Source organism: Paenibacillus sp. MMS20-IR301 (assembly GCF_032302195.1).
Classification (GTDB): domain Bacteria; phylum Bacillota; class Bacilli; order Paenibacillales; family Paenibacillaceae; genus Paenibacillus_AQ.
Map to the genome: position 1 here is coordinate 6,512,501 of NZ_CP135275.1, position 13,975 is coordinate 6,526,475.

Genomic DNA, 13,975 nt, shown 5'->3' on the forward strand with positions numbered 1-13,975 from the left:
CGTTCCGATGGGCGGGATTGCCGGTGTAGCGACCTGGCCGGAGAACCGACGGCAGGGTTATGTAGCCAAGCTGCTGACGCATACGCTGCAGACGATGAATGAGGCGGGACAGCAGCTGTCCTTTCTGCACCCGTTTTTGATTCCCTTTTACCGCAAGTTTGGCTGGGAGGTCTACTGCGAGTATAAGAAGTACAATATTCCGGTAGCTAAATTCCCGCGGAAAACTGAGATACAAGGCACTGTAAAGCGTGGAGGGGCTGCCATTGAAATTCTGCAGGAGCTGTACAGCGGCTTTGCCGCCCGGTACAATGGCACACTGCAGCGGGATGAGGAATGGTGGAAGAACAGAGTGCTTGATGAGGAAACGCATCAGTGTGTATTTTATTCGGAGCAGGGTGAACCGCAAGGGTATGTGCTGTATAAAATAGTGAACAAAGAACTCGTGATCGATGAATTTATATTCATAAATGAGGCGGCCCGGCAAGGGCTATGGACCTTCCTGGCCAATCATGACTCGATGATTACCGGAGCGCAGCTCAAGCTTGTACCGCTTGACGATATACTGCCGTATTTGCTGCCCGACCCGCGGATACCGCAGGAGAACCACCCTTACTTCATGGCGCGCATTGTCAATGCCAAGGCGTTTGTGGAGCAGCTGTCTTTTAACATCCCAGGCGGTGTCCGGCAGAAACTGATCTACATTGAAGATGAGTATGCACCATGGAATAGCGGACTATGGTCATGGACAGCAGACAGGCAAGGAGATACAACATTCACACAGGTTCCCGGAGAAAAATCTTCAGCGGATCTCGTATGCAGTATCGGCACGCTTACAGTATTGCTTATGGGTTACCGGCGTCCAGTTGAGCTGGCCCGTTACGGGCAAATATCCGGAGCTCCGGATGCGGTTGAATGGCTTGAACAACTGATTCCGCCGGCAGAAACTGCACTATTCGACTTCTTTTGATCATAACAGGGCTCTTCCGCTTTGCATAAGGCTGGAGGGCCTTGCTGCACTCATCTATTCCTTATCGGTCCGTCATTATCCGGAATACATTGCTGCTAAAAAGTAAAAAATAAAAGCAACCACTTGGAATTCAGTGAGAATATGTTATAATATGAAAAAAGTCAAAGAAAGTCAAAGTCAACGAACATTTGGCGCATACATGGCCGGACGATGTTGGCACAACACAAACAGGCTTTATTAAGGCTTACACACTGGAGGATGAGTGATGCGTAATATCTCCGATATTATTGAACAATATCTGAAGAATATTTTGCATGAAAGTCCCGAAGGTACGGTGGAAATTCAGCGCAATGATCTGGCGGACCAGTTCTCCTGCGTACCGTCACAGATCAATTATGTCATCAGTACACGCTTTACTCTGGAAAAGGGATATGTGGTGGAGAGCAAACGCGGCGGCGGCGGTTATATCCGTATTCAACGCTTCGAACTGCCCCAGAATGTGGCATTATACGCACATCTGAACTCCACTATAGGGAACAATATGGATCAGAATTCCGCCGAAGGGCTGATATATCAGCTGGAGGAAGCAGGTTTTCTGTCTAAGCGTGAAGCATGTCTGATGCGGTCTGCTGTTTCCCGGGAATGCCTGACGGTTAATCTGCCGTACCGGGATGAGATCCGGGCCAAGCTTATGAAGGCTATGTTAATCTCTTTGTTAGGCAAATAATTGTCAAAACTGTAAGGAGGGGCACCGCTTATGCTATGCCAGGAATGCGGGGTCAAACCAGCTACACTCCACTTCACGAAGATAGTGAACGGGGAGAAGACAGAATTTCATATTTGCGAAAGCTGTGCGCGGGAGAAGGGTGAACTGATTCCCGGAACTGCGGGCGGGTTCTCCATTCACAGCCTGCTGTCCGGACTGCTTGATCTGGAAGGGGCAGGCAAGGGTAAGGCAGCGGCACAGACCGTGCAGGGGCTGCAGTGTGAAAACTGCGGTATGACCTACTCGCAATTCAGTAAGCTTGGACGGTTTGGCTGCAGCTCATGTTATAAGTATTTCGACAGTACGCTTGACCCGCTCTTCAGACGGGTGCATGGCAGCACGGCTCATGTCGGCAAGCTTCCGAAACGGGCTGGTGCACAGATTATGTGCAAACGCCAAATTGATGAGCTGAAGCAGGAATTGCAGCAAAGTATTGTGCAGGAGGAGTTTGAAACCGCAGCTGAGCTGAGGGACAGAATCCGTAAGCTTGAAAAAGAAATGCCACAAGAGTAAAGTCTTTGATATATAGGGGGGATTCGCTTATGTCAAGTCTCCGGTATACCGAACAAGCACTCAGTGACTGGATGCGCTGCGGCGGAAGCCATTCCGAGATTGTCATCAGCAGCCGCATGCGCATCGCCCGCAATCTGGAGCATCTGCCGTTTCCGTTATTAGCCTCTGCGCAGCAGTCAGAAGAGGTGCTGGAGCAGCTTGCACCTGTATTTCAAGGGGAGGCCGCGGCGGATTTCGGCAGCTTCGAGCTGCTGAGGCTGGATGAGCTGGATGAGCTGGATAAAAAGGTGCTGGTTGAGAAGCATCTGATTAGTCCTAATCTGGCGGATGATTCCAAAGGCGGCGCCGTCATCCTTAATGAGGACGAGTCGGTCAGCATTATGATTAATGAGGAGGATCATCTCCGCATTCAATGCCTGTTCCCAGGACTGCAGGTCAGGGAAGCCTGGGTAAGAGCCACAGCCATCGACGATATATTTGAGGCTGCTGTCAATTACGCTTTTGACGACCGCAGAGGGTACTTAACCAGTTGTCCCACTAATGTAGGAACGGGACTCAGAGCATCGGTGATGGTCCATCTGCCGGCGCTGGTCATGACCCATCAGATCAACCGGATTTTGTCCGCAGTGAATCAGGTCGGGCTTACCGTTAGAGGAATTTATGGCGAAGGCAGCGAAGCAGTAGGGAATATCTTTCAGATCTCGAACCAGATTACGCTGGGCCAGACTGAAAGTGAAATTATCGAGAATCTTCACAGCGTGGTCACACAGATTATCGAGCATGAGCGCAATGCGCGTGAACGCCTGCTGGCCGATTCCGCACTGCGGATTACCGACCGCATCAAACGTTCCTACGGGATTCTGTCCTACGCAGCTGTGATGGAGCTTAAGGAGTCCGCTCAGCGGCTCTCCGATCTGCGGCTTGGCGTCGATCTGGGGATACTGGAAGGGCCTTCGATTTCAGTGCTCAATGAGCTGAACGTCAAGACTCAGCCAGGCTTTTTGCAAAAGATGTTCGGTGACGAGCTGTCGTCCACAGAACGCGATATGTACCGGGCGAAGCTGCTCCGGGAGACACTGGGATCACAATATTAATTATAGATATTTATTATCCGTGGAGGTGCAGGAGATATGATGTTTGGAAGATTTACGGAACGCGCACAAAAGGTGCTGGCGCTGGCGCAGGAAGAAGCCGTACGTTTGGGACACAACAATATTGGGACAGAACATATTTTGCTCGGACTGATTCGTGAGGGAGACGGCATTGCCGCCAAGGCTCTGATCGGGCTCGGACTGGGTCTTGAGAAGATTCAGGATGAAGTGGAAACGCTGATCGGCAGAGGGCAGGAGCAACCGACCAACATCGCTTATACTCCTCGTGCCAAAAAAGTTATCGAGCTGTCCATGGACGAAGCCCGTAAGCTGGGACATACGTACGTCGGCACAGAGCATATCCTGCTCGGTCTGATCCGTGAAGGTGAAGGCGTAGCAGCCCGCGTTCTTAATAACCTGGGAATCAGCCTGAACAAAGCCCGCCAGCAGGTCCTGCAGCTTCTGGGCAGCAGTGAAGCGACTTCAAGCCACAGCGGTACTCCGGTTAACGTTAGTACACCAACGCTGGATGGTCTGGCCCGCGATCTGACGGCTTATGCCAAGGACGGCAACCTTGATCCGGTTATCGGCCGCAGCAAGGAAATCGAGCGTGTAATTCAGGTGCTTAGCCGCCGGACCAAGAACAACCCGGTTCTGATCGGTGAGCCCGGGGTGGGTAAAACGGCAATTGCCGAAGGTCTGGCCCAGAAGATCATCAACAATGAAATTCCGGAAACCCTGCGTGATAAACGCGTAATGACCCTCGATATGGGTTCAGTAGTTGCCGGTACGAAATACCGCGGTGAGTTCGAAGACCGCCTCAAAAAAATTATGGATGAGATTCGTCAGGCGGGCAACATCGTACTCTTCATCGACGAGCTGCACACTCTGATTGGAGCCGGCGGTGCGGAAGGTGCGATTGATGCCTCCAACATTCTGAAGCCTGCTCTGGCCCGCGGTGAGCTGCAGTGCATTGGTGCCACTACGCTGGACGAATACCGCAAATATATTGAGAAGGATGCTGCGCTGGAACGCCGCTTCCAGCCGATCACAGTGGATCAGCCTTCCCCAGAGGAAGCTGTACAGATTCTGTTCGGTCTGCGTGACCGTTATGAGGCTCACCACCGGGTGAAAATTACCGATGAAGCGATTGTGGAAGCCGTAAAGCTGTCCGACCGCTACATCCCTGACCGGTTCCTGCCGGACAAAGCGATTGACCTGATTGATGAGGCCGGCTCCAAGGTAAGGCTGAATTCTTACACAATTCCGCCGAACCTCAAGGAACTTGAAATGCGTCTCGATGATATCCGCAAGGAGAAGGATTCCGCTGTGCAAAGCCAGGAGTTCGAGAAGGCTGCAGCACTGCGTGATACAGAGCAGAAGATCCGTGAAGAGCTGGATACCACGAAGAATCAGTGGAAAGAAAAGCAGGGCCGCGCAGATTCCCAGGTAACCCCTGAGGATATCGCCCAGGTCGTAGCCAGCTGGACCAGTATTCCGGTCAGCAAGCTGAAGGAGGAGGAGACAGAACGTCTGCTCAACATGGAGGCTCTGCTGCACGGTCGTGTAATCGGCCAGGATGAGGCGGTTAAAGCTGTGAGCCGGGCGCTTCGCCGGGCGCGTGCAGGTCTTAAGGATCCTAAACGACCAATGGGCTCCTTCATCTTCCTCGGACCAACCGGGGTTGGTAAAACCGAGCTGGCGCGGGCACTTGCCGAAGCGATGTTCGGCGATGAGAATGCCGTAATCCGGATCGACATGTCGGAATACATGGAGAAGCACTCGACATCCCGTCTTGTAGGGGCGCCTCCAGGATATGTAGGGTATGAAGAAGGCGGACAGCTGACAGAAAAGGTACGCCGTAAGCCTTACTCCGTTGTCCTGCTGGATGAGATCGAGAAGGCTCACCCTGAAGTATTCAATATTCTGCTGCAGGTACTGGAAGACGGCCGTCTGACCGACTCCAAAGGCCGGGTGGTTGATTTCCGCAATACACTGATCATCCTGACCTCGAACGTAGGGGCACAGGCGATCAAGAAGAATTCAACACTTGGATTCACTGCAGTACAGGATGCAGGCGCCGATTACAGTAATATGAAGGGCAAGGTTATGGAAGAGCTGAAGAAGAGCTTCCGTCCGGAATTCCTGAACCGGATCGATGAGATTATCGTCTTCCACTCTCTTGAAGAGAAGCACATCGCCGAAATCGTGACGCTGATGTCCGACGAGCTGCGCAAGCGGCTGCGTGAATATGATGTGGACTTTGAGCTTACAGACGGCGGAAAAGCATTCCTCGCCAAAGAAGGATATGATCCGGCATTTGGTGCTCGTCCGCTGCGCCGGGCAATCCAGAAGCATATCGAGGACCGCCTGTCCGAAGAGCTGCTGAAGGGCAACATCAAGAAGGGGGATTCCCTCAAGATTGATGAGGTAAACGGTGAGCTTGTTGTTACCACGGTAGATACTCCGGCAGAGCTGTCTTTGGAGAAGGAAACTCCAGCGGAATAAATTTCCGGCACCGGTACAATTTTTAAGTTTTGATGAAACAAAACTCCCGCTCCTCCGTATAGAGGGGCGGGAGTTTTTTTGCAGCAGGGGACGATTAATTTTGCCGTAAATCAGGCAGGTTAAGGGTAGCCAGTGTGAAAAGTAGATCTTAAGTGACCTTTCGTTCAGTGTGCAGAAATGGTAAACTTTGAGTAAGAGAAAATTATCCGCAATTTTAGCAAGTTCGGACTGTAAGGAGCGCACATGGCCAAACCAAAAACAAAATTTTTCTGTACTGAATGCGGCTACGAATCACCGAAGTGGTTTGGTAAATGCCCGGGCTGCCAGGAATGGAACTCGATGGTGGAGGAAACAGAAAGCGTAGTCAAAACCCAAGGCATGAATGCACCTATTTTTCAGAGTAAAGAAAAGGCGCAGTCGATCATAAATATAGAAAGTGACAAAGAGCCGCGTATCCTGACAGGCATCGGTGAGCTTAACCGTGTGCTTGGCGGCGGGATTGTACCCGGCTCGCTGGTACTGGTCGGAGGCGACCCTGGAATCGGGAAATCTACACTGCTGCTGCAGACATCGCATGCCCTTACTACCCAGGGGCTTCGTGTGCTGTATATCTCGGGTGAAGAATCGGTAAGGCAGACCAAGCTTCGCGCGGACCGTCTTGGTGCGTTGTCAGCAGAGCTGTATGTGCTCTGTGAGACAAATATGGAGAGTATCGAGGATGCGATTGAGCAGATTAAGCCGCAGTTTCTCGTGATCGACTCGATCCAGACTGTATTTATGCCGGAAGTAACCAGTGCGCCGGGCAGTGTGGCGCAGGTGCGGGAATGTACGACAAGATTCATGCGCATCGCCAAAATCCGCGGAATAGCTACAGTGCTTGTAGGGCATGTGACTAAGGAGGGCGCAATTGCCGGCCCGCGGATGCTGGAGCATATGGTGGATTGCGTGCTTTATTTCGAAGGAGAACGGCATCATACGTACCGGCTGCTGCGGGCAGTGAAGAACCGTTTCGGCTCCACGAATGAAATTGGCATTTTTGAAATGGGCGAAGTAGGGCTTACGGAGGTGGAGAACCCTTCCGAACTCTTCCTGTCAGAGCGTCCGCTTGGCGTTGCTGGTTCAGCGGTAGTGGCCAGCATGGAAGGAACAAGACCGGTGCTTGTAGAACTGCAGGCGCTTGTTGCGTCCACTCATTTCCCGTCACCGCGCAGAATGTGCACAGGGATGGATCATCAGCGGATGGCACTGATTATTGCCGTGCTCGAGAAGCGGATGGGGATGTTCCTGCAGAACCAGGACGCCTACCTCAATGTGGCCGGCGGCGTGAAGCTGGATGAGCCCGCAGTAGATCTGGCAGTTGCCATTAGTATCGCCTCGAGCTTCCGTGATATCCCGACGAAGCCGTATGATGTGTTCTTCGGGGAGGTTGGGCTTACCGGTGAGGTAAGAGGAGTGTCACGCGCAGAAATGCGGGTGAAGGAAGCAGCCAAGCTGGGCTTCCGCCGGGTCATAATGCCCGAGAAAAGTATGAAAGGCTGGAAGCATCCGCAGGATATCCAGATTATCGGCGTCAGCACTGTAGCAGATGCGCTAGCGGTCGCGTTAGATTAGGGGGCACAGGGACATGAAGGAATACAATCCATTAGATAATATGAATGATCTGCTTAGAATGGCTGCACCCGGAACACCTTTCCGGGAGGGTCTTGAGAATGTACTGCGCGCGAAGACCGGAGCGCTTATTGTTGTCGGATATAGTCCCGAAGTGATGGAGGTTGTCGACGGCGGATTCTCCATTAACTGCGATTTTTCACCCAACTATTTGTATGAGCTGGCCAAGATGGACGGTGCCATTATTCTGAGTGAGGATCTGAAGCGGATTCTGTACGCCAACACCCAGCTGATTCCGGATTCCTCCATTTCATCGATCGAGACAGGCATCCGCCACCGGACGGCAGAGCGGGTAGCCAAGCAGACCGGCAAGCTTGTTGTATCCATTTCGCAGCGGCGAAACATTATTACCCTGTATCAGGGCTCTATCCGGTATGCGCTCAAGGAGATCGGGGCCATTCTGGCCAAAGCCAATCAGGCCATCCAGACGCTGGAGAAGTATAAAGCTGTATTGACTCAAGGACTGACTAACCTGTCTGCCTCCGAATATGAAGGTATTGTAACTGTAGCTGAGGTAGTAGGTGTAATCCAGCGGGTAGAAATGGTGCTGCGGATCAAAATGGAAATTAAACGTTACATCAACGAGCTGGGCAATGAAGGTAGGCTGATCAGCATGCAAATGGAAGAACTGGTCGGAAATACAGAGGAAGAAGCCTGGCTTCTGTACAGAGACTATGCCAGAGAGGAGCAGGAGGACAAAATCCGCGAAATTATCGCCGGGCTGAAGCGCAGCAGCGACGATGAACTGATGGATGACAACCACATAGCCCGTCTGCTCGGCTACTCTTCGACGGCGATTGCATCCGAGGAGGTCGTTACTCCGCGGGGGTACCGTCTGCTGAACAAGATTCCGCGCCTGCCAAATGTAATCATTCACAATCTGGTGGAACGCTTCGAAATGCTGCCTAATCTGATGACGGCGAGCATCGCTGAGCTCGATGAAGTTGACGGCATTGGCGAGGTGCGTGCACGCAATATTCAGGACGGACTGAAGCGGCTCCAGAAGCAAGTTCTTATTGACAGGCAAATGTAAATAACATACAATCACGTAATATTGGCTTCTAGTGAAGTTCAAAGTAAGCAAATTGAGGTGAAGAAATGATACAAAAATCAATTCCAAGTCTGTTTACGATCGGTAATCTGATGCTTGGGATGTTTGGTATCATGATGGCGTTTGACGGCAAGCTGAGCATGGCCGCTATCATGGTGATTATCGCTATGCTGCTCGACGGGCTGGATGGCCGTGTTGCACGCGCGCTGAAATGTGAGAGTGAATTCGGCAAGGAGCTGGACTCTTTATCGGATGTCGTTTCTTTCGGGGTCGCGCCGGCACTGATTATGTACCTCACAAGTCTGCAGGATATCAATTCTGCGGTAGGCTGGACTATTACAGCAATCTTCCCTGTATTCGGAGCTTTGCGTCTGGCCCGGTTTAATGTCCGCCCGGGAATTCCGGGATATTTCGTAGGGTTGCCGATTCCTGCTGCAGGTGGCGTTCTCGCCACACTGGCGCTTTTCCATAAAGATGTATCTGCCCCATTCATGATTGTTGCTACCCTGCTGCTCTCTTACCTGATGGTCAGCACGGTGAAGTATCCGAATTTCAAGAAGATTGGTCTGCCCAAAAAGGCGGTAATAGGCGCACCCGTAGTTATCGTCATTGCAGTAGCGGTTGCAGTTGTGTTTCCTGAACAGATTGCGAAGCTGATCTTTGTGCTGCTGGCGCTATACGCATTGTATGGCTTCAGGCAGAGCCTGGGTCTCCTTACCGCCCGCCGCCAGCGCCGGCGCAGAAGACGTTCGGAAGACAAAGTCTATCAATCAAAGAACGGATAAAGCTCATCCCGCACTGATATCACTTTCTTAAATTTTAACAAAAAGGCTTTGCCCTCCCTTAATCAGGAGAAGGCAAAGCCTTTTTTGTGTGAACAGATGAAGGATAGCGCGGCAAACGGCCTAGGACAAGTTAAACAAACCGAGTGTAGCGCATTTCTGCGATTCTTTGGCTACAACCTCGTCCATATTGATATCGAGCAGATTGCAGAGTGCGGACATATAGAACAGCTCACGGCCCAGCTCTGAGGCAATGACTTCCTTGCAGTTCTCGCACAGCCCGCCTTCGAGATGGGTCCCGGCCAGCTCCTTAGCTTCTTCCAGTCCCAAGGCTGGTTCAAATACCTGCTTCTTGGCATGCAGCTGGATGCAGCCGCATTCGGTAATCGCTTTGACGACAGCCCGGTTGACGGATGCGCTGCTCTGCCCATTCTTGGACATTACATCCAGAAGACTGCGGTGACGGAGCAACAGTTCGGAAACTTGATCCTGAAAGGCCTGTAAACTTGGTGCGCTCATTATCCATTCACCTCTCTGTTCGTAATTGAGTTCATTATATGCCAGGGGCTCCACTGTTTTCAACCGGGAACAGCAGTTTCCGGCAAGTACTGCAGAATGCAAAGTTTCAGGACTTTAGAAAAAATAACGTTTCCCCGGATTATCCCCCTGAAAATTGGAACATACTGGTGAGGTATAGAGGATTGCTTGATGAATAAAAGGAGGTGCTGAGCTATGTGGAAAAAAATCGTGTTAACGCTGGCCGGATTAAGTGGAGCCTGGTCCGGTTATTCGCTGTATCATGCCGCAGAAATAGGGTTCCCTGAAGGGATGGGGAAACTGGGAGATAGCTTGCCCGTGGAAGGAAGCATTTTGTTTGCGGTGCTGGGTGCCATTATTTTTTTGTTTGCGGGGACGTTATGCGCGGATTGGGCGGGTTCAAAACTGCGGGAGGCGGTCCAGTACTGTTCACGTATACCCATGAGCGAGCTGGCGGCAGGTGCGGCAGGGCTTACAGGTGGTCTGCTGCTGTCGCTGCTGATGGTTCCGGCCATGGCCTGGCTGGGCAAAGCCGGAGAACTGCTGCAGGTAGCCGCGACGCTGTCACTTGGTTATCTGGGTCTGCGGATCGGCCTGGAGAAGAAGGAGGAGCTGGCTTCACTCTGGACTACTGGACGCTGGGGGCGTGCTGCTGAACCGGAGGGGCGGGGTCCTGAGGAGCATAAGATCCTCGACACTAGTGTCATTATTGACGGACGGATTGCAGATATCTGCAAAACAGGTTTCATCGAAGGGACGATTGTCATTCCGGAGTTCGTGCTGGAGGAGCTGCAGCATATTGCAGATTCCTCTGATCTCCTGAAGCGTAACCGCGGACGCAGGGGGCTTGATATCCTTAACAAGATTCAGAAAGAGCTGGATGTCAAAGTGCTGATCTACGAAGGGGACTTCGAGGAGATTTCCGAGGTGGACAGCAAGCTGGTCAAGCTGGCCAAGGTGCTGCACGGCAAAGTGGTTACTAATGACTTCAACCTTAACAAGGTTTGTGAGCTTCAGGGTGTTTCCGTGCTGAACATCAATGATTTGGCCAATGCAGTCAAACCGGTGGTTCTGCCGGGTGAAGAAATTATTGTGCAGGTGATCAAGGACGGCAAAGAACATGGTCAAGGCGTCGCTTATCTGGATGACGGTACGATGATTGTAGTCGAAGGCGGCCGCGATTATATCGGCACCACGATGGAGGTTCTCGTGACCAGCGTGCTGCAGACCTCTGCGGGCCGGATGATTTTTGCCAAACCAAAGCTTCTGGAAAAAGCGCAATAAGCTGCAGCCTGACCGGGAGTGTTCTAAGCAGGCTTGGAAATGCCGGTCAAACACGTTATGATGGGGGTATACGTGAAGGACAGGAGCCGAAAGCATGTCAAACAGTGTAGGAGCCGTTATCGTCGCGGCAGGCAGAGGAACCCGCATGGGAACGGCAGAGAGCAAGCAATATTTGCTGCTGCAGGGTAAACCGATTATCGTACACACCCTGGAGGTTTTTCAGAAGCATGAGCTCATCTCCGAAATCGTGCTGGTCACCGGCGAAGAGGATGTAGAGCGCTGCCGGCAGTGGGTACAGGCCTTTAAGCTGGACAAGGTATCCATGGTTATCCCGGGAGGGTCTGAACGCCAGCATTCGGTACGCCGGGGACTGGGAGAGCTTACGGCCGACTGGGTAATGGTACATGACGGTGTTAGGCCCTTTGTACAGGACAGTGAGATTGAGGCCTGTTATGAAGCGGCCCGGTCTACCGGAGCTGCGGTGCTTGCCGTGCCGGTTAAGGATACGATCAAGCAGGTGGACAATGCGGGCAAAGTGTTGTCTACGCCGGACCGGCGAAGTCTGTGGGCGATTCAGACCCCGCAGACTTTTCGTTTGTCTGATTTGCTAGCGGCCTACCATGAAGCGGAGCGAGACGGCTTCCTCGGCACAGACGACTCCAGTCTGGCGGAACGCAGCGGCATTCCCGTTTCTGTAGTTGAAGGAAGCTACAGGAATATTAAGATCACGACACCGGAGGATCTGGAGTTTGCTGAATTCACAGTAAGAAGCAGGGGAGAGGAATAAACATGATTGCTGTAGGACAAGGATTTGATGTGCATCAGCTGGTGGAAGGAAGGCCGTGTATTATTGGCGGGGTGACGATTCCTTATGAGAAAGGGCTGCTGGGACATTCTGATGCGGATGTACTGCTGCATGCAATAAGTGATGCCATACTGGGGGCGCTGGGCCTTGGGGATATCGGCAGGCATTTTCCGGATACGGATCCTGCCTTCAAGGATGCTGACAGCCTCAAGCTGCTGGAGCATGTATGGGCGCTCGCCCGTGAGCGGGGATACCGGCTGGGGAATATTGATTCGACTATTATTGCCCAGAAGCCGAAGATGGCACCGTATATTCCGCAGATGGCCGAAATCATTGCCCGTGCGCTTGAAGCAGACCTCTCAAAGGTGAATGTAAAAGCGACAACCACGGAGCAGCTCGGGTTCACCGGGCGCGGAGAAGGAATTGCTGCACAATCTATTGTCTGTCTGCTTCAAGATGTGATATCATCTTGAGATGGCTTTAGTAGTCAGACCCCAATTTTAACCATTATGAAGCGGAGGGAAACCCATGGCTGATCAAGTCCGGGTGCGTTACGCACCAAGCCCTACGGGACATTTACATATCGGAAATGCCAGAACGGCATTGTTTAACTATCTGTTTGCCCGCAATCTGGGCGGCAAATTCATTATCCGGATCGAGGATACGGATCTTAAGCGCAATATTGCCGAAGGTGAAGAAAGCCAGCTGAAATACTTGAAATGGCTGGGAATGGACTGGGATGAAAGTGTGGATGTAGGCGGCGAATACGGCCCTTACCGCCAGACGGAGCGTCTGGATCTGTACCGTGTCTACTGGCAGGATCTGCTGGACCGCGGACTTGCTTACCGCTGCTACTGTACGGAAGAGGAGCTGGAGGCTGAGCGTGAGGAGCAGACTGCGCGCGGCGAAACCCCGCGTTATTCCGGCAGACACCGTAACCTGACGGAAGAGCAGCGTCTTGCCTATGAAGCCGAAGGCCGCATCGCCAGCATCCGGTTCCTGGTTCCGGAAGACCGTACTTATACCTTCAATGATATTGTAAAAGGCAGCATTTCTTTCAATACCAAAGAAATGGGCGATTTCGTCATCGTGAAGAAGGACGGAATTCCGACATACAACTTCGCTGTAGCTGTAGATGATCACCTGATGGCGATTTCCCACGTGCTGCGCGGAGAGGATCATATCTCCAATACGCCGCGCCAGCTTATGATCTATGAAGCACTGGGCTGGGAAGCGCCGCTGTTCGGCCACATGACGCTGATTGTCGGGGATGACCACAAGAAGCTGAGCAAGCGGAATGAATCCATCATTCAGTTCATTGAACAGTATGATCAGCTGGGCTACCTGCCGGAAGCCCTCTTCAACTTCATTGCCCTGCTCGGCTGGTCACCGGAAGGTGAAGAGGAAATCTTCACACAGGAGCAGCTAATCTCGATCTTCAGTGCGGACCGTCTGTCGAAAAGCCCGGCCGTATTCGATACAAACAAGCTGGCGCATCTGAACAATCATTACATCAAGCATGCCGATCCTAAGCGGATTGCGGCGCTTGCTATCCCGCATCTGCAGAAGGCAGGACGCTTGCCTGAGGTATTGGATGAGCAGAAGCAGGCCTGGGCGGAAAGCCTGGTTGCCCTGTATCAGGAGCAAATGGTGTCCGCTTCGGATATTGTAGGCCTCTCCGAGCTGTTCTTCCGCAGCCACCTGGAGCTGGAGACTGAAGCGGCGCAGATTCTTGCCGAAGCCCAGGTTCCGGAAGTGCTGTCCGCATTCCTGGCCAAAGTGGAAGCTGCTGAGGATTTCAGCGCCGGCAATATGGCTGTATTAATTAAAGAAGTGCAGAAGGAAACCGGACATAAGGGCAAGGCGCTGTTTATGCCGATCCGTGTCGCCTTGACCGGACAAATGCATGGCCGTGATTTGAATGCGACAATTGCGCTCTTGGGCCGGAATCAGGTTATTGAACGGCTGAAATCGCAAATTAAGGGAGTATAAACGGGAAACTC

At 52.2% G+C, this 13,975-nt stretch carries 13 protein-coding genes (1 of these 13 only partly in view); 12 read left to right on the forward strand and 1 reads right to left on the reverse strand.

Features of this window, described 5'->3' with window-relative positions; all coding sequences use genetic code 11:
* The 8 genes from eis to pssA all read left to right on the forward strand — a co-directional run.
* Positions 1 to 967: the 3' portion of a GNAT family N-acetyltransferase gene (gene eis, locus LOS79_RS27860; RefSeq protein WP_315413996.1), read on the forward strand. It extends 206 nt beyond the left edge of the window; 967 of the gene's 1,173 nt are visible here — the last part of the coding sequence; the start codon falls outside the window, past its left edge; it ends in the stop codon at positions 965 to 967.
* Between the two features lie 265 nt (positions 968 to 1,232).
* A complete protein-coding gene (locus LOS79_RS27865; protein ID WP_315413997.1) occupies positions 1,233 to 1,694 on the forward strand; it encodes a CtsR family transcriptional regulator in 462 nt (153 codons plus the stop codon).
* A 30-nt stretch (positions 1,695 to 1,724) separates the two neighbouring features.
* On the forward strand, positions 1,725 to 2,246 hold the full coding sequence (locus LOS79_RS27870; protein ID WP_315413998.1) for a protein-arginine kinase activator protein McsA: 522 nt from the start codon (positions 1,725 to 1,727) through the stop codon (positions 2,244 to 2,246).
* Positions 2,247 to 2,275: 29 nt separating this feature from the next.
* Positions 2,276 to 3,340: a protein-arginine kinase McsB gene (locus LOS79_RS27875; RefSeq protein WP_315414000.1), complete on the forward strand. Its 1,065-nt coding sequence runs from the start codon at positions 2,276 to 2,278 to the stop codon at positions 3,338 to 3,340.
* A gap of 36 nt (positions 3,341 to 3,376) precedes the next feature.
* Complete coding sequence (gene clpC, locus LOS79_RS27880) at positions 3,377 to 5,845, forward strand: ATP-dependent protease ATP-binding subunit ClpC (protein ID WP_315414002.1); 2,469 nt, start codon at positions 3,377 to 3,379, stop codon at positions 5,843 to 5,845.
* Between the two features lie 243 nt (positions 5,846 to 6,088).
* On the forward strand, positions 6,089 to 7,456 hold the full coding sequence (gene radA / locus LOS79_RS27885) for a DNA repair protein RadA (protein ID WP_315414004.1): 1,368 nt from the start codon (positions 6,089 to 6,091) through the stop codon (positions 7,454 to 7,456).
* 13 nt (positions 7,457 to 7,469) lie between these two features.
* Positions 7,470 to 8,546: a DNA integrity scanning diadenylate cyclase DisA gene (disA, locus tag LOS79_RS27890; protein WP_315414005.1), complete on the forward strand. Its 1,077-nt coding sequence runs from the start codon at positions 7,470 to 7,472 to the stop codon at positions 8,544 to 8,546.
* Positions 8,547 to 8,611: 65 nt separating this feature from the next.
* Complete coding sequence (gene pssA, locus LOS79_RS27895) at positions 8,612 to 9,349, forward strand: CDP-diacylglycerol--serine O-phosphatidyltransferase (protein WP_315414006.1); 738 nt, start codon at positions 8,612 to 8,614, stop codon at positions 9,347 to 9,349.
* A gap of 120 nt (positions 9,350 to 9,469) precedes the next feature.
* On the opposite strand, the gene LOS79_RS27900 is transcribed toward pssA, so the two are convergent.
* Positions 9,470 to 9,865 (reverse strand): nucleoside triphosphate pyrophosphohydrolase family protein, encoded by a 396-nt coding sequence (locus tag LOS79_RS27900; protein ID WP_315414008.1) that lies wholly within the window; start codon positions 9,863 to 9,865, stop codon positions 9,470 to 9,472.
* A 213-nt stretch (positions 9,866 to 10,078) separates the two neighbouring features.
* On the opposite strand from LOS79_RS27900, the gene LOS79_RS27905 reads away from it, so the two are divergent.
* The 4 genes from LOS79_RS27905 to gltX all read left to right on the forward strand — a co-directional run bounded on the left by LOS79_RS27905 (position 10,079) and on the right by gltX (position 13,964).
* Entirely contained in the window at positions 10,079 to 11,167 is a 1,089-nt protein-coding gene (locus tag LOS79_RS27905) for a PIN/TRAM domain-containing protein (protein WP_315414009.1), read from the forward strand.
* Between the two features lie 94 nt (positions 11,168 to 11,261).
* The gene (gene ispD / locus LOS79_RS27910; RefSeq protein ID WP_315414010.1) at positions 11,262 to 11,954 is read left to right on the forward strand and encodes a 2-C-methyl-D-erythritol 4-phosphate cytidylyltransferase; all 693 of its coding nucleotides are present in this window, start codon (positions 11,262 to 11,264) and stop codon (positions 11,952 to 11,954) included.
* Positions 11,955 to 11,956: 2 nt separating this feature from the next.
* Complete coding sequence (gene ispF / locus LOS79_RS27915) at positions 11,957 to 12,445, forward strand: 2-C-methyl-D-erythritol 2,4-cyclodiphosphate synthase (RefSeq protein ID WP_315414011.1); 489 nt, start codon at positions 11,957 to 11,959, stop codon at positions 12,443 to 12,445.
* Between the two features lie 55 nt (positions 12,446 to 12,500).
* The gene (gene gltX / locus LOS79_RS27920) at positions 12,501 to 13,964 is read left to right on the forward strand and encodes a glutamate--tRNA ligase (RefSeq protein ID WP_315414012.1); all 1,464 of its coding nucleotides are present in this window, start codon (positions 12,501 to 12,503) and stop codon (positions 13,962 to 13,964) included.
* Positions 13,965 to 13,975: the final 11 nt, after the last annotated feature.